Genomic DNA, 23,104 nt, shown 5'->3' on the forward strand with positions numbered 1-23,104 from the left:
AATCCTGACAATAACAATCAAAACTGGTAACGATCAATTTCTGGAAAAATAGAATTAAAATAATCATTTAAATAAATAATGTAGTAAAAATTAATAGTTTTTATTAAATGTACAGCTTCCAAAATGTAACTTATTTTTTTCAGAAAAAAACGGACAATTTGAAAAATTAAGAATTTATTATTTTTAAAACCCTAAAAATAGCAGAACAACTTACACCATCACTCTCCTAGAACAATTCAATCTAACCTTGGAGCTATCTCACACGGAGATAGCCCTCAATGAAATCCACCCTGACTGATCTGACTCTATCGGGTTCTGATCAGATCGTGCTTGAATAAAAGTACACCCTACTTGGAGAGTGCAGCAGCCATCAGCGGACCCGCTTGCTCATCAGTTAACGCAGGATAGACTTCCATAGAAAGGAGGTCATTCCACTCCATTACCCACTGTTGAATCAACATGGCATCACTAGCCTCAATGATTGCAACACCAGAGAGCTATGCAATCGCATGCCATCGACCTAACATTTTTATGCCCGCAGGTACTGTTCCTCCTGTCTTCAAAAACCGTTCCATTGCAGCATTACGGTTTTCAGGGCGAATACTATACTTGACTATAAACAACATAAGTCACCTCTCACACTTGATTGGCGCACCTAACTTGACCACATAAGAGAATATGCAAGCAGATAAATTCACATGCCTTATACCGCTGCCAAACCTCTACGCGGTTATATCTGACCATCAAACCTCTTCGTCATTTAAATCATTTACCCCTATATTTTGAGCGCTTTTTAATCAATTTTAAAGAATAGCAGCACCTAAATTTATTCAAACAAATTTTGCAAACAAAAGGCTTTAAACATTTAACCAAATCCCTAGCAGCAGTAGATGATGAATTCAACGCGCCCTCATTCACTCCCACCCCAAAAGCTTATTATTAAAAAATAAAGGATAGGCTTATCCTGTGAAGACTGAATTTCAGCCGTAAAAAAACCACCCCGAAGGATGGTTTTAATCTCCCTAAATCCCTCTTTATAAAAGAGGGACTTGAGACTTTGATTTAGTGTCCGGCACCATTAATCGCTTTCGTCATATCTTCCACAACTTTCTTCGCATCACCGAAGACCATCATGGTTTTTTCATTGTAGAACAAATCGTTGTCTAAGCCCGCATAACCTGTCGCCATAGAGCGCTTGATCACCATAATGGTACGTGCTTTATGTGCTTCAAGAATTGGCATACCATAAATTGGTGAACTTGGATCATCTTTTGCCGCAGGGTTAACAACGTCATTTGCACCAATAACAAGTACTACATCAGTTGCAGGGAAGTCAGAGTTAATCTCATCCATTTCCAAGATGTCTTCATACGCGACATCTGCTTCTGCAAGTAATACGTTCATGTGACCCGGCATACGACCTGCAACAGGGTGAATCGCAAAACGAACTTTCACGCCTTGCTCTTTCAAGATTTCACATAACTCTTTTACCGCATTCTGTGCACGACCTTGTGCCATACCATAACCTGGTACAATCACAACGCTGTCCGCATTTGACATCAAGAAGCCTGCGTCATCTGCCGAACCAGAACGATGGTTACGTTGAACTTGCTCACCTTTGTCTGCTGACGCAACTGCTGCACCGCCCATCGCACCACCAAACAAGACGTTGATGATGGAACGGTTCATCGCTTTACACATGATGTAGGACAGAATCGCACCCGAAGAACCGACCAGTGAACCCGCAACAATCAACATATTGTTTTCAAGGGTAAAACCAATCCCTGCCGCAGCCCAACCTGAGAATGAGTTAAGCAGTGAGACCACAACTGGCATATCACCACCACCGACTGGCGCAATCCAAACCCAACCGAATGCAAGTGCAAGTGCAGTCATTGCCCAGAATGCAGCCATGTTGCCCGTGGTAAAGAATGTGAAACCACAGACCAACATTGCAACAAAGATGGTCGCTTGAACTGGTTTAACCCATGCACCTGAAATTGTTTTTGCCCATTTCTTCGCAGCCAATTTACCGTATGCGAATACCGATGCAGTAAAGGTGATTGCACCAACGAAGCAACCTACAAACAGTTCAAATAAATGAACCGAGCTCATATGTGCATGTTGAACGCCCGCAGCGGTTAAAGCCGCTTCATTTTGTTCAAACAATACAGTGAGTTGATTGTTATGCAGAATTGCTGCAATCGCAATGAGTACCGCAGCCAAACCGACCAAAGAGTGCATTAAAGCCACGGTTTCTGGCATTTGCGTCATTGGAACCGTACGAGCACGTGCGATACCGACAACCGCACCCAATACCATTGCCCCACCAATCATCCAAATCACAGGATGGTCTGCAACAAAGAAGGTAGTCACCACAGCAATTGCCATGGCGATCATGCCATAACGGTTACCTTGAATCGCAGTTTTAGGACCTGACAAACCACGTAAAGTGAGGATAAAGAGGACTGCACCAATAAGGTAGAACCAATCCGCATAGTCTCGAATAAATTCCATGTATTAGCCCTCTTTTTTCTTTTGCTTTGGCTTGAACATTTCAAGCATACGAGCAGTTACAGCAAAGCCACCGAAAATATTGATACTTGCTAAGAACACAGCCACTGCACCCAAGATGCTCACAACATTCACGCTTTGGAAAGCAACATTTGCTTCCACACCAATCGCAGGCATACCTACAGTTTGCAGCATTGCACCGACGATAATGATGGATGACAATGCGTTAGTAACCGCCATTAATGGCGTATGTAATGCTGGCGTTACGCCCCATACCACGTAATAACCTACGAAGATGGCAAGGACGAAAATAGTAATCGTTTCAACCATGAGAAATCTCCTTAACCACGCTTCAGCAGTACTTGACCGCCATGAGTGACCATTAGGGCTTTTTGAATTTCATCTTCTTGATTCAAGACAAAGTTTTTGTCCTTATCAAATAATGTTTCGACAAAATTAAAAACGTTACGTGCATACAGTGCAGATGCTTCGGTAGACACGGTCGACGGAATATTTGGAATACCCAAAATCTTCACACCATTACTCGTTGTAACGGTCGTACCACATTGCGAACCTTCAACGTTACCGCCTGTTTCCACCGCCATGTCCAGAATGACTGAACCCGGTTTCATCTTGGCAACGGTTTCTGCTTTGATTAAACGTGGCGCATCACGACCTGGTAACAATGCCGTGGTAATTACGATATCTGCATTGGATACCGCTTTGTCCACGATTGCCGCTTGGTCTTTGATGTATTGCTCACCTGGCATCCATCCATAACCGTTTTTCGCGGCATCTGCTGCACGTTGTTGCTCTTCTTCAGACATTGGTACGTCTAACCACTTACCACCCAAAGATTCCACTTGGTCTTTTGCAGTTGGACGTAAATCTGTTGCTTCAACCACTGCACCTAAACGTTTTGCCGTTGCAATGGCTTGAAGACCTGCCACACCCACCCCCATGATCACGACACGCGCAGGCTTAACAGTACCTGCAGCCGTCATTAACATTGGGAACATACGTTGATATTCTGCCGCAGCCAAAAGTACAGACTTATAACCTGCAAGGTTGGCTTGAGAAGACAACACGTCCATGTTTTGCGCACGAGACAAAGTCCGTGGCAACAGCTCTAATGCAAATGCAGACACTTGTTGTGATGCAAATTGATCAAGCTCGGTGTTACGGTAAGGGTCAAACATTGCCACTACGGTGGTGTTTGCTGCCAATTTTTGAATTTCCTCACCCTTTGGGGCACGGACTTTCAAAATCAGTTGACTGCCGGTATAAGCATCTTCTGTAATTTTGGCACCAACTTGTTCATAAGCACTGTCAATGTACGCAGCATTAACACCCGCGCCACGTTGAATGACCACAGTATGACCAGCGTTGATCAACTTCTTGACTGTCTCAGGCGTAGCAGCTACGCGATGTTCACCGACGACAGTTTCGGTTGGGATTCCGATTTGCATGAGCATTCCTCAAGCTAAATTTTTCTCTAGCAAACACCGTTAAAAACGATGTTCCCCCAGGATGTGTTCTTGTTGAATTTTTGGATTCTAATTGAACTTTTTTAAATTACCACCCAATATTTATTTAATAAATACCCATATTTTGAACTGATGATTCATAAATATAATCGTACGATATATCATTCATCAGTTTTGCCTAACACCCAGATCTGCTGCATAAGCATACAATTCGGCTATTTTTCTCATTTTTAGCCTCCTTCACGCCCTGTTTCAGGCTGAATGCTATGTGGGTGATTTGAGCTACTGGTATTTTTGACAAAATTCAGCCTTTGAGCATCTATCTTCAGATTCATCCCTGTTCTACACAATTTAAGCAATTCTTGCTTTTTTATGCGCAAAATTGACTGATCTGACAATTTATAAAGCATTCTTTCAAAATTGGATTGACCGAACGTCAGCCTATTTTCTGTCTTTAAAGCAATCCCTAAAATACATAAAAAAAACCGTTTCAAGCTGAGCTTAAGATGATTTAAAGACACGCAGATGAAATTCCACAAAAGTCTTATAAAGCAGGAAATTTAATTAAAAATAATTTTCAAATCATTTAGTCTGATGATGCAATATGTTTCACTTGTCATATTTTGCACCGTTTTAGGTCGTTTATCATTCAAGAGCGGTGGAGGAAATCTTTGCACCTAAAGTGCTATACAGCTTGTAATCCTGTATTTAGGAAATACGAACCATTTAATTAAGTTCATATTTATCAAGTTATTAGATATATCTCATCGATCATTTAAATAAATTAATTCTATATATTGTTAAATTTATTATTCCAAATAGTATGCATATCTATCATTTTTTTGCATTTTTAACTTTTTTATCCAGCACCTATACTGAGCATCAACCCTAGCTTGCTAGTGCTTACACAGTCCTATTTGCATGAATTTTTCTTTATCTCGTACCCAGCTTGGCAGTTTATTCGCGATTGGCGCGGCGTTCTTGTTTAGCAGCAAAGCCATTTTCATTAAACAAGCTTATGCCCTCTCTCCTTTGGTGGATGCCACTTTACTGATGGCCATTCGGATGGCATGTGCCTTACCTTTCTTTTTGCTGATTTGCTGGTTGAATCGGGAAAAAAGCAAAGGCTTGCAAGCGAGAGATTGGGCGCTACTGATGACTGCGGGCCTAATGGGCTATTACTTTGCCAGTTGGCTCGACTTTTTAGGGCTGATGTATATCAGTGCTTCTTTGGAACGGATTATTTTATTTCTCTATCCAACCCTAACGGTCTTGGCATCATGTGTTCTGTATCGCCAAAAACTGTCTCTTAAAAGTGTGATTGCCATCCTGCTCAGTTATGGCGGCACGGTCGTGGTAATGCTACAAGAACAGCAAAATGCACCTGTACAGGAACATTTTTGGTTAGGTGCCAGCTTTGTGTTTGCCAGTGCAATTGCCTTCGCTGCATATCTCTTACTCACCCCACCCTTGATTCAAAAATTTGGTTCTTGGAATTTTACTGGACTGGCGCTCAGCACAGCCTGTATCGGCACACTGGTACAATTTTTCTGGGTCACGCCTCACCCAATATTGTTGATTCAACAACTACCTCATGCCGTTCTTTGGTATGGCTTGGCTTTGGGCTTCTTTGTGACAGTCGTCCCTACTGTCTTGTTAATGCAGAGTATTGAACGCTTGGGGGCGGCTCAATCTGCCATGATTGCCTCAATTGGTCCCATCTTGACCATTTTATTGGCCGTGGCGTTTTTAAATGAACATCTGAATTTCTGGCAATGGGTCGGCTGCGCACTCAACATTGTCGGGGTTATGATGATTACCTTATCCAAGAAGAAGTTAGCCAAATAAGCAGGATCACGCCACATGAGATCTCACTTATTTAGACTCAGTGGTTTCGTCTTTGCTGCGAAGCGATAACTCGCCATGCTCTGGATGAATTTGCATGAGTAGCTGCTGAAAATGCGCACCTGCTGAAGTTTCAGCAAAGACATCATTCGGATTACGCAAAGGGCATTGCTCGAGGGATAAACACCCACAACCGATGCACCAGTCCAGTTGTTGGCGTAGCTGCAATAAATGCACAATCTGCTGATCTAACTGAGCTTGCCAGTTTTGCGACATCTGCTGCCAGTCTTGCTTGGTCGCATTGCCCTGTTTGGGCAAATCCGCAAAGGCAAGTTTCACCTGTTGCAATGAAATACCCACCAGCTGTGCCGCCTTAATAATCGCGACCCGTCTTAACATGGAACGTTGATAACGACGCTGATTGCCTGCAGTGCGGGTACTCCAGATCAATTCTTTTTCTTCATAAAAACGCAAAGTGGCAACACTGACATCGCTGCGCTTTGCCAAGTCACCAATGCTTAACCAGGGTTGCATCATTGAAGCAGGTTGCGAAATTTCAGACACAGGTCTTGACCTCAAGTTAACTTGAGCTTTGATACTAGCAAAAAATTCAAAAGCACACAGGACTTTTTATGCAACAGGCTAGCGCAGCAGCATTTCAATTGATTAACCCAAAAACACTGTATAATCCACGTCCTTTTGCCTATAGTCACATGGCTGAAGTTCAGCACTTTTCACGTATACTTCATATTTCAGGACAAGGTGGTGAAAACCAACGAGGACATTTATCTAAAGATTTTGCAGAGCAAACGCATCAAGCCTTTGAAAACCTCACTCAAGCCCTTCAACATGCGCACGCTTCTGTTTTAGATATTGCAGTTTTAAGAATTCTGGTGGTTGATCATAGCCCCAAGAAGCATCAGTTTTTAATTCAGGAAATACAAAAGCGCTGGAAACAACATGATTTTCCTGCCTGCACACTGATTCCTGTTCCGTGTCTTGCCTTATCAGGGATGCTGATAGAAATTGAAGCAACCGCTTATTGCAATTAACCGAACAAGCCAAGGAACTTTATGAATTCTCCTCGTGATATTAGCCAAGACAAACCATTGCTATGGCTTATGGCTGTGGCTTGCGGTCTTTGTGCTGGTGCCAACTACTACTGCCAACCTTTGATTCATTCGATTCAACAGTATTTTAATGTTCCCGAATCTCAAGTTGCCTTAACCGTGACCTTTGCCCAAGTATCCTATGCACTGGGGCTACTGTTGATTGTTCCGATTGGAGACATGGTCAATAAAACCAAATTTATTCCGCTGCTGATGTTTTTGGCGGCAATCGGTTTGTTTATCTGTGCCTTTGCAGTTAACTTACCCATGCTGTGGCTCGGAACCAGTATTGTCGGACTGTTTTCTGTGGCGGCTCAGGTGCTGATTCCTTTGGCAACCATGGCGGTTAAACCTGAGAAAACAGGCGAAGTGATTGGTTTTTTAATGAGTGGCTTATTGGTCGGTTTACTGCTTTCAACCAGTTTGGCGGGTTTACTGTCCAATTTGTTCCACTGGAAACTGATTTATATCTTAAGCGGCATCTCGATTTTGATTTTGGCTTTTTTACTCCAATCTCGCTTGCCTTATGTAATGTCGTTCAAGATGAGCTATCCGCAAGTATTTCAGTCCATGGGGCAATTACTTAAGCAAGAACGCCGCTTGGTGTTACGCTCGTTGATTGGCGGTTTTGTTTTTGCCGCCATGAGTATTTTATTTACCACCATTGCACTATTACTTACGTCAGAAACCTATCAACTGCCTGATGTACTGGTCGGCGTCATCCCGCTAATTGGGGTATTCGGTGCGCTTTCGACACAATATGTCGGGAAATTGGCAGATCGAGGCTATACCACAACACTGACGTGGACAGGCTGCGCCATCATGGCGATCAGTTGGTACTTCCTGTATTTAGGTGGGCAGCATCTGTTGAATTATATTATTGGCTATGGTCTGATTAACTTGGGCTTAGCCGTGGTACATAGCAGCAATCAGAATATTATTTTCCGTATTCGTCCCGATGCTAAATCGCGGATTAACTCGATTTATATGACCATGTATTTTATTGGCGGTGCCTGCGGTTCTGCATTGGGGGTCTATGCTTGGCATCATGGTGGATGGAGCATGAGCTGTCTGGTGGGAATCTTGCTGGTGCTTGGCGCTGCAATTTTTGCATTGATTGATTTACTCAGCTACAACAAACCACTGAGTCCACATAAGCCTATTTAGTTTTACATTAAGATTACCTTGCCCTATGACCTTACATTCAGCTATAGGGCAAAAATCTAAAATAAATCAAGAAACTTGCATCACTGGATAGAACGGTTTGTCCGTATCCAACTGTTCGGCATTTTCCAGCAAGATATACATAAAAATTGGAATCAGGCTCGACAAAATATTACAACCATCCGCGATATAGCGGCGGTTCACGACACTGTTATAAGTCACGCCACCCTGCAAAATCTGATTGCGCAAGGTATTTAAACGGGCGAACAGAAAAGCCAAAATCTCTGTAATTTTTCTGCCCTGCAAGGCCTGATGTACCACACGCTGCTCGGCTTCAAACTCGGTTTTCCACGATACCTGACTGATTTTATGATTGTGATAATCCCAAAAACCCTGATAAATATAAGGATTATCTAGAACAACCTGAATGGTTTGCTTGCATTTATGTCCCAATACATAGTCAATTTTATGTTCACGATCCAACTGGCTTAGCGAGCCTAAAAACTGTTTCACCCCCTGCTGTGGTTGCAGCACAGCACCCTCACGTGCATAAATGGCATTAAAGGCGATCCATAAGCTGATAAATTTTAAATCCAGATCTTCATTCAACAGCATCGCTTTCTTGAACCAACTGATCCCACGATGGAGTCTTAAATTAAAAGCATCGGAATGTTCTGCTTTTTTATTTTTAAATACTTCTTCGAGTACTAACATATCCGTCTCCATTTCTTTATTCTTTTCTATGTTTTTACCTTAACGAATTTAACGCTCGCGCTCAATCAGAAAACGCATATTCCCCCGTTCATTAAATCCGTTTGATTTGGAAAAAGCATTGTATATCAATAAAAAAACAGCCCAGCGAACTGGACTGTCTGCATCAAGACAGATGAATTTTATTTCTTTTGTGACAGTAAATTTTCAACCAATTTACTGAAATCCAGCGTGGTGGCTTTTTGCACTGGCGGGTAATCCATCAATGACTTCACATGCTCCCCAAGCAAGGCTTCTACAGGCTCACCCAACCATAATTTTTGCTGGGTAATTTCAGAGCGATCTGTGGTGCCATCAAATGACTCATATGGGTCCTGACGCAGGTTGAAGATCAATGGAATCTTCTGCTTTTGATAACCATCATAATAATTTTCACTGGTTTCTAAATGAATCTTCCACTGGTTAATTCGAACTGCACGCAACGTAGACTCATGGTAATACAGGAAATTATTACGCTTACTTTCAGCCGACTTACCTGTCCAGTAATCTAGGTTATTTAAACCATCAATGTACTGCTTACGGTTGGTTTTCATATCCTCCACGACATTGGAATTACCCGCTACAGTTGCCAACGTAGTGAACAGATCCATATTGGCTTGAATCCCCGTTTTGACTTGTCCCGCAGGAATGTGTCCAGGCCAACGAATCATCATTGGAACGCGCACACCCCCTTCATAAGTCGTCATTTTCTCGCCACGGAAAGGTGTAGTTCCGCCATGGTTTTTGGCACTGTGTTCAGGACCATTGTCGGTGGTATATACAATGATGGTGTTATCCAACACCCCCATCTTTTTCATTTCATCCAACACATGACCGACTTGCATATCGTGTTCAATCATGCCGCTACCGTACAGATCTTCTTCAGAGGCGGCTTTTGCGGCTAAATAACGATGCTCAGGACGTAAATGCGTAAACATATGCATACGACTTGGGTTTAACCAGACAAAAAATGGCTTGTCTGCTTTTTTACTACGCTTCATGAAGTCAACACTGGCTGCGATGAATTCATCATCTACAGTTTCCATACGTTTACGCGAAAGTTCACCGGTATCTTCACATTTTTGCTTACCCATTTTGCCAAAACGTGGGTCTGCGGTTTCATCCTCTGTGCTGGTGGCATAACAGTGTAGAACGCCACGTGTCCCAAATTTTTTACGGAATTCAGGATCTTTTGGATAATCAAATTGCTCAAAAGTCTCCTCTGTATTCAGGTGGTACAAATTACCGTAGAACTCGTCAAAGCCATGGACCGTTGGCAAGTGTTCATTACGGTCACCCAAGTGGTTTTTACCAAACTGACCATTCATATAGCCCAATGGTTTCAGTACTTCCGCGAGTGTCGGTGTTTCAGGTTTAATCCCCAAAGGCGAACCTGGTCGTCCCACTGTCGTTAAACCTGAACGAATCGGATATTGCCCCGTAATGAACGATGCACGTCCTGCCGTTGAACTTGGCTGGGCATAGTGATCGGTAAACATAATGCCTTCTTTGGCAATACGGTCAATATTCGGCGTGTTATAGCCCATCACCCCGTGGCTATAGGCACTGACGTTAGTCATGCCCACGTCGTCCGACATAATCACCAAAATATTGGGCGGTTTTGCCATCAAGGCGGTTGAAAGCAAGGCTCCTCCAGCCAAAGCAATCGAACGTGAAATCATCTTTTTACGCATGGTGTTTTCCTTAACAGATTTTTGAAACAAATAAAAAACTTATTTATAAACAGTCATATCTGAAAAACTGTTTGAGACTTCAGCATTAATGGGCAACATCCTGCCCTCGTTATTACGGTTGTTTTAATGTGGTTGTAAGCGTTTCGCAATTTCACTCTTGGAAGTGGTTGCGGTATGAAAGAATTTCTTTAAACCTGAGCATAGGTAATGTAAGCCTGCTTCTCCATCTGGCGTTTTCAGGAAGCGGTCTTTTGGACAATCTCCCCAGCAAAGTTGTAAATACGGACATTTACGGCAGTATTCTGGCAGTGAGTTGGATTTGGCATAGGCGAATTTCTTTTGCCGTTCTGAAAACACCAAATCCCCCCCCTGATGGGTGTCCTGTATGTTGCCGAGCTTGTATTCGGGATAGACAAAGTGGTCGCAGGAGAACAGATCGCCATTGTGTTCGATTGCCAGTGATTTGCCACAGATTTGTCCTGAGACGCATTTCTGTGCGCCATAGCCAAACATCATGGAAATGACGTTTTCAAATTGGTCGATAAACACTTTGCCAAAGTCTTTGGCCAGCCATTCTTTCCATACGGTAGAGAGGAAGATGCCCCAGTCATCTGGGGCTATCGACCAATCCGTAACGACAGAATCTGCCGTGCCGGGTTGGGCTGCGGAGCTGCCTAATTTCGGTAAGTCTTTGGGATTCCAGTAACCCGGTGCAGTTTGCTGGAACTGGGCACTTTCCATGCCCGGAATAAACTGAATCATGTAGGGTTTGACTTGATCGCGCAGGAAGCGGTAGACCTCGAGTGCTCTTTTGCTGTTGTCGCGGTTCACCACACAAAGGGCATTAAATGGTACTTGGTAGTGGTGCAATAGTGCTGCGGCATGCATGACTTTGGCATGCGTGGGTTTGCCGCCTTTGTTGTAACGATGAATGTCGTGCAAATCTGCGGGACCATCGATGGATAAACCGACAAGGAAGTTGTTTTTCTTTAGAAAGGCGCACCAGTCTTCATCCAGTAAGGTGCCGTTGGTTTGTAAGTCATTTTCGATGCGTTGATTCGGTTTTTTATATTTTTTTTGGAGTTCGACCACGCGCTGGAAAAACTCTAAGCCCATCAGGGTCGGTTCACCGCCCTGCCAGCTAAAGACAATTTCATCGCCTGTTTGCGCTTGGATGTATTGTTTGATGTGCAGTTCCAGCATCGACTCTGCCATGCGCGGGACTTTGGGCTGATGCAGCATGTCTTGTTTATGCAAGTAAAAGCAGTAACTACAGTCCAAATTACACTGTGCACCTGAAGGTTTGACCATGACATGATAACGGTAGGTCTGCCCCTTAAGTTTCATGGTTCTTAACGGTGGGGATTCGGCTTGAGTTGGGATTAGGCGCATCTTGTCATCCATACAGTTGCGTTCGTCTTAAGTTCTGATTGAGATAGAAAAGAGAGCTGCCCTACAGGCATGTTTCGTGCATCAAGTGCTGTCATCCATGGCATTCACTGGAGGCATACACCGTTTGGCATGCTTTCACAGCATCACCCTTTTTGTTTTGTCTTAACATCGAGTCAAAAGGCTGTCACGGCTAAAGACGCATGATCTCTATATTTCCATGTGCATCATTCAGATGTCGCTCAGCCCATTTTTCATACCAGATGAATGAAATACACGCCTTCCATTGGAGTGATACATTTGATTTTTAACCCATCTGGCGATAGGCATCGCATTAAGAAGTTAGCAAACTTTAAGCCGATTAAAACCACCCTAAAGAATGGTAATTTTAATGGTTTTAACCCTGAGAAATCGGGTTTGAATCTTGGATAGGCAGGTATGAAGGGCGTTTAAAACAGCATTTGAAGATGAGTATTCAGTGCTTGATTTTTGAAATTACTAAAATTCAATAAGAGATAAATGATGATTTTATAATTATGGTATTTTCAATCAGGAAAAGGGCCAAACCAGAGTTTTCTAGTTTAGCCCAAGTTGTTAATTAGTCATTGCCTTTGGCAATCGCATCACCCACGAGGTTAGACATATCAAATGTCTTACCACCTTGCACTGGTGGATAGTCTTGTAAGGTCTTGATATGTGCTGCCACCAGTTTGTTCATTGGTGCCATCAACCAGCTGACTTTCTGCATGAGGTGACCTTCAGAATCTTTATTGTCATAAGATTCCATTGGGTCCATGCGGATGTTGAATACCTTCGGCACCGTTAACGGCACGACAACCAAAAACCATTAATGGCTTCCAGCAAGTGCCGATGAACGGCACCAGCTTTGCCTATACCTTTGACAGTGCTAAAGCACCTGAACGTCACAAAACACAATACTTTGAAATTATTGCTAACCGCGCCATTTATAATGATGGCTGGATGGCAAACACCACACCAGTGATTGGTCCTTGGAGCAATGAGTTATCCAAAAAACCTGCCTCTCCTCTTGACTACAAATGGGAACTCTACAATTTAAAAGAGGACTTCACTCAATCTAAAGATTTATCGAAACAGTATCCTGAAAAATTAGCTGCAATGCAGAAACTGTTTATGCAAGAAGCGGAGAAGAACAAAGTCTTCCCACTGGATGACCGTTATGTAGAACGTGCTGAACCACAAAACCGTCCACAGCATAATGTGGGACGTACTTCGTATACCTATTATGAAGGTACTACGCGTATTACCGAAGGCATGGCGCCAGACATGAAGAACCGCTCTTACAGCATCACAGCTGATGTGGTGATTCCTGAAGGTGGTGCAAATGGTATCATGATGACCCAAGGTGGATTCTTTGGGCGTAATGCCTTCTTACTGATGGATGGCAAACCGACCTTCCTCTATGCACGTTCACTCACGCCTGATCAGAAATTTAAAGTACAGGCACCAAACAAATTATCGGCAGGTAAACATACCTTAAAAGCTGATTTTGTCTACGACGGCGGTGGTACGGGTAAAGGCGGTACAACCACCATTTATGTTGATGGTAAGGAAGTTGCCAAAGGTCGCATTGATGGCACTGTGCCTGTCCGTGTCAGCCTCGATGAAACTCTGGACATTGGCGAAGATACAGGTACACCAATTGTGCGGGATTACAAAGTGCCATTTAAGTTCACAGGAGAACTCGAAAAAGTCGTGATTGATCTTAAATAATTTTTCCTTCCGTCAGGTTTCGACCTGACGGTTTTCCCTCAAGCTCCGACTTGATCTCTTTCCCTTTATTCTTCACCTCAGTTTTTGAGACTTAAAATTCAAATAAGAAATTATCCTCGTCTAAAACACATGGTGAGGTTTGTTGTGCATGATACAGTTGTCTCGTCAGGTTCGTTATAGAGCTAAGAGAAAGATCGCCAATAGATGCAATCCATCACCTGCAATCTGAGGTTAGGTCGCAATGATGCGATGCCTTAATCATCATGAAACTGAATTGGTGGGAATATTTTCCGAATGACCTCCAACTGAAAAATATCACTTCGACTGTAGTGTCCCGCGACATCGAGACTTCTACGTGCTTTTGCTGCCGCTGTAGGATCAATGTCGACATAGAACAGTCGTTCTTCACCACCTAAAGGTTCCGAGATGCACTTGCCGCCTGGCGCATAAACACTGGTATTGCCTAGATTGATACACTCTGATTCATCAGGAAAAATCTTCTCACGATGCGGAAAGTTCGATGGAATATCTTTGCTGTAGATGCAACTCGCTACTCCAATGACGTAACATCCGCCTTCTCGAGCAATATGCTGTAACGTGCTTTGCCATACATCACTACTGTCCCAAGTTGGCGCTAGATAGATGTCGACTCCTTGTGCGTAGAGAGAATATCTTGCGAGCGGCATATAGCTTTCCCAACAAATGAGCACACCCACTCTCCCAACAGGAGTATCTACAACGCGTAAGCCTCGAGCATCACCAACTCCATGAATCATCCGCTCTGGATTGGTGGGCATTAACTTGCGGTGCAAATTCAGTAACTTGCCTTCGTGACTGATCAGCGCATTACTATTAAAGAGAGTCGTCCTTGAGAAATCACCCTCTCGCTCATTGAATCCAATACTTAACGAAATACCACAATCCTTTGCTGTTTGAAGAAGTAGCGACAAATCACCTGCGGAAACATCTACTGCATTTTCTAATAATCTGGCATGGATATCATTGTAGCAGCCCATATCTGCACCAGGCTTAAGCCGCCACGACCAGCTTGGATAGCCAGGAATAAAACATTCTGGGAGCACCAGCAGTTGTGCCCCACTGTTCGCTGCCTGCTCAATCAGCAAGACCGCTTTAGCAATCGAGGCTTCTTTGTCTAGAAGAATGGGGGCAACTTGAGCTATAGCTATTTTCTTCATAGCAACTCCGGCAAGTGAGTGATGACTTAGGCGCTTTAACTAAAGTTATTCGGCACATTTGCCATCTTATTAAAATGGAATACTAAGACTATTTTTATTAATTTGCTTATTATTTACTCAAAATTATTCACTACAATGTATATCTCCCGCCAGTAAAATTACGCCATCTGATCTCTTAGTTTGCAACAAGATATGCAGCAATGATCTGTGCATTTTTTAAATCCTCATGATTCAATGCGCTGAATTTATTTTTGTAATGATGTGATGTTCTGGTTTTCAGAGTAAGTCGATAAACCTTTCCCTTAGATTCATAGCTGACTATACGATAGACTCCATTCTTTTCCTCTACCTCTGAATAATACAATTACCAATTAACAAAACCCTAGCGGCTATTTCTTGCCTTTTTATCGTATTTTTTGCACTATAGCGACCCTTCATCTCGTTAAATTCTGTTGTGCTGGTCTTCACATTTATCTTTGTCGTGTGGACAGCCCATTCTGATAGGTCCTTGCATGTCTGAGTTAAAACCGAACGCTGATTTTTCCCAGCTTCCGCGTATATCTGTTGCCCCGATGATGGATTGGACCACCAAGGACTATCGTTTTTTTGCACGCTTGTTTAACCCAAATGTGATTCTCTATACCGAGATGGTGACCACAGGTGCCATTTTATTTGGCGATGCCAAACGTCATCTCGACTTTAACAATCAAGAACACCCGATTGTGTTACAACTGGGCGGCTCGAATCCGAAAGACCTTGCCACCTGTAGCAAAATGGCACAGGACTGGGGCTACGATGAAATTAATTTAAATGTCGGCTGCCCAAGTGACCGCGTACAGAACAATAAAATTGGCGCATGTTTAATGGCAGAGCCAGACTTGGTCGCAGAATGTATTGCGGCAATGCGTCAAGCCGTCGACATTCCTGTGACCGTAAAACACCGTATCGGGATTGATGACATGCATTCTTATGAAGAAATGCTGCATTTTGTCGATACCGTGGCGAAAACAGGCTGTAATAATTTTATTGTGCATGCCCGTATTGCCTTACTTCAGGGCTTATCGCCAAAAGAGAACCGTGAAGTACCGCCTCTACGCTATGAAGATGTCTATCGTCTGAAACAAGAACGTCCAGAACTGCTGATTGAAATTAACGGTGGCATTAAAACCTTTGCCGAAACAGAGCAACATTTACAGCATGTGGATGGCGTGATGATTGGTCGTGAAGCCTATCACAACCCGTATTTACTGGCAGAACTTGGACAACTTTGGCAACTGGATGCACCAGACCGCTTTGAGATTATGGAGCAAATGCTGCCTTATATTTCGCAGCGCATGGCAGAAGGCGCACCATTGTCGATTTTAACCCGCCATATTCTCGGTTTATTCCAGAACTTGCCTGGTGCACGCAAATGGCGTCAGGCACTGAGCGGTGGCAATGCCAAAACTTTTGCTGATGTTCAAAATGCGATTCAAAACATTAAAGAAGCCATGAAGCGTACTGAAGACTACCTGATTGAGCATCAAGCACAACCTTAAGCTCTTCACTTCAATAAAAAGCCCAATTTGAAATTGGGCTTTTTTATTTTCTAAGGTTAGCTATTTAGGTTTACATCACGGAACCGACAGTGGTCGACAAGGCTTTATTCTCAAACTCACATGAAGCAGCGTCTGGTACATCGCCTTTACGCTGCGCAGTCTGATATTCCTTCTGTGCTTTTGCCAAATCTTTTAAAAACTGTTTTTGCGTATGTAACTGCGCCACAGTCATGGCCGCCATATTTTTACCTTCAATAATGTCGCTTTGCCAATGCACATTACACACCAAGCGACTTTCGGCAAAAGCCCGTCCACGTAGGAAAATATGATTGGCACGTTGTGGCGCAATTTCACTCATGATCAGTGCCCAGCCCCAACCAATGGTCGAATGTCCCGATGGATAAGAACCATCCGTGGATAATTTTTCTTTGTTTTCATCATAGGTGATACCGTACTTTTCACGGTCTGCAGCAGAAATTTCACAGATGCCCTGACCATTACTCATAAAAGGTCGGGCACGTTGATATTTGTTTTTTGCTGCATAGGAAGATAAGCCCAAATCCACCAAAGAAGTTTCTAACATTTTATAAATGGTCGGGGTCTTTTCTTTGCTAATGTTGACATTGGCGGAGCAAGAAAAAGCTTGGGCAGCACTGGGTAAATATAAATTGCTGTCATAGCCAGCTTGCACCCAACGGTCTGAACCATACAGCATCAGTGCGCATTTTTATTGACAAATTCATCATTGGCTTTGGTCACAGAGCCTTCAGCAGGCGGTGGTGGTAAAATCAGTGCGCTATCGACAGTCGATTCGGTTAAATAGCCCTGATGTTTGGATCGTAATTCTTTTTCATAGGTACTAATTTCGGCATGTGTCGCAGCGGTTGCCAAGGCCAAAAGCATGAAACCTATGGGTCTAATCATTGTCATATCCACCTCTGTTCTCAGTTTTTTATGTCGTTCTTTATCGTTTTTACATGTAGATTCTGATTCGAATCAATTTTTAATCAACATAGCATACTTCGGGGGACATGCGAGATATCCCCCTAAGAACAGCACTTTTTTTATGTAAATTTTTCAGTGGCAAGCTCAATGACTATTAACGTTTGGCTTGAATCGCCTCTAATTTTTTCAGCACTTCAGCCACTGCAATCATGGCAAAACTCGACGTCACCACCACTGCCGAGCCATAACCCCCACAGCGTAAGCCTGCACTTGGGCAAACATCGGCACTGGAGAATGGATTATCAATTGAATACACACAGGTAATCCCGAATTTTTCTTTCGGCTTTTTACAAATCCCTTTTGAACGTAGCTGTGCACGTAACTTGGCTAACATCGGATCTTGTTCGGTTTTCGATAAATCCGCAACACGGATTTTCAGCGGATCCAGTTTACCGCCTGCACCACCCGACACAATTAACGGAATTTTATTAAAACGGCAATGTAACATCAGCGCCAGCTTGGCTTTGACATCATCAATACAGTCCAGAATTAAATCGGGTGCATTGCTTAACAGCTCTTTGACATTGTCTGGCGTTAAATAATCATCAATCAGGTTAATTTTAATTTTCGGATTAATTGAGCGACAACGTTCCGCCATCACTTCAATTTTTTCACAGCCCAAAGTTGAAGTCATGGCTGGCAATTGACGGTTAATATTCGATGCAGCAACTACATCCATATCCACCAAGGTCAACTCACCCACACCTGTACGCGCCAAGGCTTCTACAGCCCATGAACCGACCCCACCAATGCCAATCACCATGACATGACTTTGTTCATAGCCTTGAAATGCTGGTTCTCCATAAATTTTAGCAACGCCCGCAAAACGGCGTTCATATTCATCATCTTGGAGTAAATCAGTCATAGGGAGATCAAATCGGAAATAGAATCGCGGCTATTTTATCAAATTCAATTTAAAAGTTGCGGATTAATATGCAGTCCATGCACTGGGAATCTGGATGGCATCGGCTTTATTGCTCTTCAAGATATAAGTCTTGCGCTGATTCATCGGCAGCTGATCTGAAGATGGCGACAAGCTCCGCATATAGTGATACTTCATGCGCCATGTCTGTGCTTGTAGATATTCAATATTCAGCACCAACTTTTCCAGATCATGGCAATGCTCGCCCGACGTCGCATAGTCTTGCTCCGAGAAACAGGCGCGAATCATCCTTGAGACAGAAAATGGAATATTCTGAAAAATCTGTTGGTAATGCCCTTGCGGCTTGAGTTGTAAAAAGTCTGCCACTTCTTCGGTCATGCCGCCACCCGAGTACATTTCGTCCCAACGTTGAATCAGGGCAATGCTGTAATCTGTGTCATTGATGGGAAATAACACGGGATAGAGGTGTAAAGCATCGGTGCGGACAAAATTACCGTGTTGATCCAGTAATTCCGCTTTTTCCACAGGACCATCTACTGTCCAATGCGGCGTTTGGCTAAGCGGTTGATAGGCTGAGAAATCCCAATCATTGCGTAGTTGATAACGCTGCGTATTTTTCTCTAATTCAAACAGTTTCAATTTGGCAATCAGATAATGCCGTTTGGCATCATTCGGGACTTGATAGAGTTGCCATGTCGCATCGGGTTCGCAGGAAATCTTGAGCTGAGTACACAGGCTTTGGCGCTTTGACTGAGTAATGGGTTGTGCTTTTAATATTAAGGTTTGAGGTTTTGCATAGCCCCAAGCAGGAAAAATACAGATGCAAGCTGGCAATAAAAATTTCAACATAAAAAGGATCTTAAATTTTTGTTTTATATATAAAGGATACCAGAGCCTGAGCAACATCGACTCTGGTATCAGAGGCTGAAACAGCGACCCATGCTAACTCGCAATGAGATGACGCAACACATAATGCAGAATACCGCCCGCTTTAAAATATTCCACTTCATTCAGGGTATCTATACGACACAACACGGGGAATGAATCACGCGAGCCATCCATCCGAGTAACTTCTACTTCAAAGGTTTGATGCGGTGCCAAATCATCCGACAAGCCTAAAATTGAAATACATTCATGTCCGGTCAGATTTAAACTGTGACGATTCTGATCCGACATAAATTGCAACGGTAGCACGCCCATCCCCACCAGATTTGAACGGTGAATCCGCTCAAAACTTTCAGCAATCACGGCTTTGACCCCTAGTAAATTGGTACCTTTGGCAGCCCAGTCACGGGAAGATCCTGTGCCATATTCTTTGCCTGCAATAATCACCAGAGGCGTGCCCTCTTGTTGATACAGCATGGCCGCATCATAAATGGCCTGTTTCTCGCCACTTGGAATATGCAGGGTATTGCCGCCTTCTTCCCCACCCAGCATTTCATTTTTAATCCGAATATTGGCAAATGTGCCGCGCATCATGACTTCATGGTTGCCACGACGCGAACCATAAGAGTTAAAGTCTTTCTGCTCGACGCCATGTTCTTGTAAATAGCGCCCTGCAGGACTGTCCTTTTTAATGTTCCCTGCAGGAGAAATATGATCCGTGGTCACGGAATCCCCCAACACCGCAAGGATTCGAGCATGTTCAATATTATGGAGGGATTTGAGCGGTTGCCCAATTTCTGAGAAAAATGGCGGATGACGAATATAGGTGGATTGCTCATCCCATGCATAGGTTTGACTGTGTGGAATTTGAATGGCTTTCCAATTGGCATCACCCTCAAATACTGCGGCATATTCTTTATGGAACATGTCTGTATTTACTTTCTGCAATACCTCATCAATTTCTGCCTGACTTGGCCAAATATCTTTTAAATAAACCACTTCCCCATTGGTTCCATGTCCCAACGGCTGTGTGGTTAAATCCAAACAGATATTGCCCGCGAGACCAAAGGCAATGACCAAAGGTGGAGAGGCCAGCCAGTTGGTTTTCACCAAAGGATGCACTCGCCCTTCGAAATTACGATTACCCGATAACACCGAAGCGACATTTAAATCATAGCAATTGATGGCTTCTTCAATCGGTTCAGGTAAAGGTCCCGAATTCCCAATACAGGTGGTGCAACCATAACCCACTAAGTTATACCCGAGTTGATCTAAATAAGGCGTTAAACCAGCAGCATTCAGATAATCCGTCACCACTTTTGAACCGGGTGCTAAGGAACTTTTCACCCACGGTTTACGTTGCAGGCCTTTTTCGATGGCTTTTTTCGCCAAAAGACCTGCAGCCAACATCACACTCGGATTAGAGGTATTGGTACATGAGGTAATCGCTGAAATGACGACATCGCCATGCACCAAAGGATATTGCTTACCATCAATCTCACAAAACGCACTTTCATGGGTGATATTGGCTTTTTGCGCATCGACTGCGGTGCCACCACCTTCATTTTCCAAGCGAGATTTATCTTCTTTTTCAGGTTTTAAACTGAGTGCCATTAAGGCATCGAAAGTTCCCGGCACATCTGCCAGCAACACCCGATCTTGCGGGCGTTTCGGACCTGCGACACTGGCCGCCACGGTCGACATGTCCAAACTTAGGGTATCGGTAAAGACGGGTTCATCTCCCGCATTGCGCCATAGCCCCTGTTCTTTACAATAGGCTTCGACCAACGCAATCCGCTCATCGGTACGCCCTGTTAAACGCATATAGGCCAGCGTTACCTCATCAATCGGGAAAAAGCCACAAGTGGCGCCATATTCAGGGGCCATGTTGGCGATGGTAGCTCGGTCTGCAAGTGGTAAATCTGCCAAACCATCGCCATAGAATTCGACAAATTTACCCACCACGCCTTTTTGCCGTAGCATCTGGGTAATGGTGAGCACCAAATCCGTTGCAGTAATTCCCTCGCGCAGTTTCCCTGTCAATTTAAAGCCAATCACTTCAGGAATCAGCATAGAAATCGGTTGTCCCAACATGGCGGCTTCGGCTTCAATTCCGCCCACGCCCCAACCTAAAACGCCTAGACCATTAATCATGGTAGTATGCGAGTCTGTACCGACCAAAGTATCTGGAAAAGCGAAAGTTTTACCGTCTGATTCACCGAGCCATACGGCTTGCGCCAAATATTCCAGATTGACTTGATGGCAAATCCCAGTTCCGGGAGGCACCACACTAAAGTTATTAAATGCTGATTGTCCCCAACGTAGGAATTGATAGCGTTCGCCATTACGTTGCATTTCAATTTCTACATTTTCAGCAAAGGCGCGACCACTGGCAAAATGATCCACCATCACCGAGTGATCAATCACCAAATCAACGGGTGATAGAGGATTAATGATATTGGGATCACGACCAGCCTGCGCAACCGCTGCCCGCATGGCTGCTAAATCAACGACAGCTGGTACACCTGTGAAATCCTGCATGAGGACACGTGCAGGACGATATTGAATTTCTTGTTCCGAGCTTCGTGTCTGCTGCCATTCGACAATCGCGAGAATATCGTCGGCTTTGACGGTTACTGCATCTTCAAAACGCAATAAATTTTCCAATAACACTTTTAAAGATTTGGGCAATTTGGACAGATCACCCAGTTGTGGCTGGGCTTGCGCCAAACTAAAAATCTGATAGGTTTTTGAACCGATGCTGAAAGACTGTAATGCATTAAAGCTACTGATTTGACTATACTTTGCCATAGTTGTGTCCTCCGGCTTGCATGGCTATTTTTATTCCATTGTTCTTTTTATAATGTAGGTCAAATCATCTGGTTTAATGTTGTGGATTAGTAATTTCCCAATGCCTTTATTTTAATTTTTCAGTCGCAAACACTGCTGTGTATTTTGCCAAAGTTGCTTAGCCAATCGGATTTCATCTGTGTTTAAACTCTGTACTGAACTTTAAACACATCCGATAAAATAGCGCGCAACATAGAATATCCGTCTCCAATATTTTGAAGACTATAAATATCCTGCGCTTACCAATCGACATTTACTCGTCGATTAGGACCTAAACATTCGATCAATTCCAAACTACGCTGACTTCCATCGCACTGCTGATATACTTCAGTTTCATTATTGCCTCTAATTTGTACACGTTGAGGGGCAACGCCATACTGTACTAATAAATGTGCAATTGTATTTGCACGAGCTGTAGATAACTTTTGATTATAAGAATCCGAACCTAATCGATCTGTATATCCTGTCACAATAACCGGATCCGTCCCAGCTGCTTGATTAATGCGATCTGCAATCACACGTACTGAGTCGACGCCCGATACAATCGCTGCCGCATCAGAGCGATCAAATTCAAACAAAATATCACTTGTCGTTTTAACTGGCGGGGTTTCGGTTACTGGTATGACTGGCGGTGCAATTACCGTATTTTCAATCGATGTTTCAAGATTTTCACAGTCACTTCCCTTCCAACTAAAACGTTCCGATAAAGACTGATGATCAAAATCAATTCTTAACTGGCAACGCTTATATTCCTGAGTTTTGGGTATTCTAATATCTAAAACATAATTCCATGTCTTAGTACCAAAAATTCCTTCATTAAATTGAGGATTTCCCAAAATTGACCTAATTTCATCCTTATTTTGACCAATATCTAGCTTAGTAATATCACTAACGTCGTAGCGCTTAATTTGTTTAAGGTAACTTTTTTCTACCTCAGGGAAACTCACCTGCGATTCTTGTTCTGTAGAAACTTCAGCCGCAAAAACAGATGTTGGAAGAATCATCAACATTACGCAATATAAGAATTTGTTTTTCATAGTATT

General features: G+C 43.3%; 21 protein-coding genes and 1 pseudogene. 5 read left to right on the forward strand and 17 right to left on the reverse strand.

The genetic code is table 11. From position 1 onward, the window contains the following. Positions 1-347: 347 nt before the first annotated feature. The 5 genes and pseudogenes from ACWQ4X_RS09395 to ACWQ4X_RS09415 all read right to left on the reverse strand — a co-directional run bounded on the left by ACWQ4X_RS09395 (position 348) and on the right by ACWQ4X_RS09415 (position 4,522). Positions 348-626, reverse strand: a pseudogene (locus ACWQ4X_RS09395) (DUF3303 domain-containing protein). A 436-nt stretch (positions 627-1,062) separates the two neighbouring features. Continuing rightward, positions 1,063-2,517 carry an NAD(P)(+) transhydrogenase (Re/Si-specific) subunit beta gene (locus ACWQ4X_RS09400; RefSeq protein WP_457903447.1) on the reverse strand — a complete coding sequence of 485 codons (1,455 nt, stop codon included), beginning with the start codon at positions 2,515-2,517 and terminating at the stop codon, positions 1,063-1,065. A 3-nt stretch (positions 2,518-2,520) separates the two neighbouring features. After that, entirely contained in the window at positions 2,521-2,844 is a 324-nt protein-coding gene (locus ACWQ4X_RS09405; RefSeq protein ID WP_100242059.1) for a proton-translocating transhydrogenase family protein, read from the reverse strand. Positions 2,845-2,855: 11 nt separating this feature from the next. Further along, on the reverse strand, positions 2,856-3,983 hold the full coding sequence (locus ACWQ4X_RS09410) for a Re/Si-specific NAD(P)(+) transhydrogenase subunit alpha (protein ID WP_161934390.1): 1,128 nt from the start codon (positions 3,981-3,983) through the stop codon (positions 2,856-2,858). Positions 3,984-4,231: 248 nt separating this feature from the next. Further along, positions 4,232-4,522, reverse strand: a complete 291-nt coding sequence (locus ACWQ4X_RS09415; RefSeq protein WP_457903448.1) for a hypothetical protein — start codon at positions 4,520-4,522, stop codon at positions 4,232-4,234. Between the two features lie 400 nt (positions 4,523-4,922). Between ACWQ4X_RS09415 and ACWQ4X_RS09420 the strand changes: the two genes are divergently transcribed. Then, a complete protein-coding gene (locus ACWQ4X_RS09420) occupies positions 4,923-5,849 on the forward strand; it encodes a DMT family transporter (protein WP_457903449.1) in 927 nt (308 codons plus the stop codon). A gap of 27 nt (positions 5,850-5,876) precedes the next feature. On the opposite strand, the gene soxR is transcribed toward ACWQ4X_RS09420, so the two are convergent. Next, on the reverse strand, positions 5,877-6,383 hold the full coding sequence (gene soxR, locus ACWQ4X_RS09425; protein ID WP_457903505.1) for a redox-sensitive transcriptional activator SoxR: 507 nt from the start codon (positions 6,381-6,383) through the stop codon (positions 5,877-5,879). 95 nt (positions 6,384-6,478) lie between these two features. Here soxR and ACWQ4X_RS09430 point away from each other — a divergent pair, with 95 nt between their 5' ends. Both ACWQ4X_RS09430 and ACWQ4X_RS09435 read left to right on the forward strand, forming a co-directional pair. After that, positions 6,479-6,898, forward strand: coding sequence for a RidA family protein (locus ACWQ4X_RS09430; RefSeq protein WP_100242054.1), 420 nt, complete (start codon positions 6,479-6,481; stop codon positions 6,896-6,898). 21 nt (positions 6,899-6,919) lie between these two features. Next, positions 6,920-8,122, forward strand: a complete 1,203-nt coding sequence (locus tag ACWQ4X_RS09435; RefSeq protein ID WP_457903450.1) for an MFS transporter — start codon at positions 6,920-6,922, stop codon at positions 8,120-8,122. A 66-nt stretch (positions 8,123-8,188) separates the two neighbouring features. Here ACWQ4X_RS09435 and ACWQ4X_RS09440 read toward each other — a convergent pair whose 3' ends face one another. The 4 genes from ACWQ4X_RS09440 to ACWQ4X_RS09455 all read right to left on the reverse strand — a co-directional run bounded on the left by ACWQ4X_RS09440 (position 8,189) and on the right by ACWQ4X_RS09455 (position 12,784). Beyond that, positions 8,189-8,833, reverse strand: coding sequence for a hypothetical protein (locus tag ACWQ4X_RS09440; protein WP_457903451.1), 645 nt, complete (start codon positions 8,831-8,833; stop codon positions 8,189-8,191). Between the two features lie 179 nt (positions 8,834-9,012). Then, positions 9,013-10,563 (reverse strand): arylsulfatase, encoded by a 1,551-nt coding sequence (locus tag ACWQ4X_RS09445; protein WP_457903452.1) that lies wholly within the window; start codon positions 10,561-10,563, stop codon positions 9,013-9,015. A 123-nt stretch (positions 10,564-10,686) separates the two neighbouring features. Beyond that, positions 10,687-11,955, reverse strand: coding sequence for an anaerobic sulfatase maturase (locus ACWQ4X_RS09450; protein WP_457903453.1), 1,269 nt, complete (start codon positions 11,953-11,955; stop codon positions 10,687-10,689). Between the two features lie 595 nt (positions 11,956-12,550). Next, complete coding sequence (locus ACWQ4X_RS09455) at positions 12,551-12,784, reverse strand: hypothetical protein (RefSeq protein ID WP_457903454.1); 234 nt, start codon at positions 12,782-12,784, stop codon at positions 12,551-12,553. A 38-nt stretch (positions 12,785-12,822) separates the two neighbouring features. Here ACWQ4X_RS09455 and ACWQ4X_RS09460 point away from each other — a divergent pair, with 38 nt between their 5' ends. Continuing rightward, the gene (locus ACWQ4X_RS09460) at positions 12,823-13,704 is read left to right on the forward strand and encodes a hypothetical protein (protein WP_457903455.1); all 882 of its coding nucleotides are present in this window, start codon (positions 12,823-12,825) and stop codon (positions 13,702-13,704) included. Between the two features lie 254 nt (positions 13,705-13,958). Here ACWQ4X_RS09460 and ACWQ4X_RS09465 read toward each other — a convergent pair whose 3' ends face one another. Beyond that, complete coding sequence (locus ACWQ4X_RS09465) at positions 13,959-14,900, reverse strand: carbon-nitrogen hydrolase family protein (protein WP_457903456.1); 942 nt, start codon at positions 14,898-14,900, stop codon at positions 13,959-13,961. Positions 14,901-15,412: 512 nt separating this feature from the next. Here ACWQ4X_RS09465 and dusA point away from each other — a divergent pair. Beyond that, positions 15,413-16,438: a tRNA dihydrouridine(20/20a) synthase DusA gene (gene dusA / locus ACWQ4X_RS09470; RefSeq protein WP_457903457.1), complete on the forward strand. Its 1,026-nt coding sequence runs from the start codon at positions 15,413-15,415 to the stop codon at positions 16,436-16,438. Between the two features lie 70 nt (positions 16,439-16,508). On the opposite strand, the gene ACWQ4X_RS09475 is transcribed toward dusA, so the two are convergent. The 6 genes from ACWQ4X_RS09475 to ACWQ4X_RS09500 form a co-directional block, all read right to left on the reverse strand. Beyond that, entirely contained in the window at positions 16,509-17,153 is a 645-nt protein-coding gene (locus ACWQ4X_RS09475) for an acid phosphatase (RefSeq protein WP_457903458.1), read from the reverse strand. Beyond that, on the reverse strand, positions 17,153-17,362 hold the full coding sequence (locus tag ACWQ4X_RS09480) for a hypothetical protein (protein ID WP_457903459.1): 210 nt from the start codon (positions 17,360-17,362) through the stop codon (positions 17,153-17,155). The genes ACWQ4X_RS09475 and ACWQ4X_RS09480 overlap by 1 nt, the downstream gene beginning before the upstream one ends. 175 nt (positions 17,363-17,537) lie before the next feature. Then, on the reverse strand, positions 17,538-18,308 hold the full coding sequence (locus ACWQ4X_RS09485) for a tRNA threonylcarbamoyladenosine dehydratase (protein ID WP_161934379.1): 771 nt from the start codon (positions 18,306-18,308) through the stop codon (positions 17,538-17,540). A 63-nt stretch (positions 18,309-18,371) separates the two neighbouring features. Continuing rightward, a complete protein-coding gene (locus ACWQ4X_RS09490) occupies positions 18,372-19,175 on the reverse strand; it encodes a hypothetical protein (protein ID WP_457903460.1) in 804 nt (267 codons plus the stop codon). Between the two features lie 93 nt (positions 19,176-19,268). Then, positions 19,269-22,022, reverse strand: a complete 2,754-nt coding sequence (acnA, locus tag ACWQ4X_RS09495) for an aconitate hydratase AcnA (RefSeq protein ID WP_457903461.1) — start codon at positions 22,020-22,022, stop codon at positions 19,269-19,271. A 278-nt stretch (positions 22,023-22,300) separates the two neighbouring features. Continuing rightward, complete coding sequence (locus ACWQ4X_RS09500) at positions 22,301-23,098, reverse strand: OmpA family protein (protein ID WP_457903462.1); 798 nt, start codon at positions 23,096-23,098, stop codon at positions 22,301-22,303. Positions 23,099-23,104 lie beyond the last annotated feature (6 nt).

This window comes from Acinetobacter sp. NigerLNRRAM0016 (assembly GCF_054112845.1).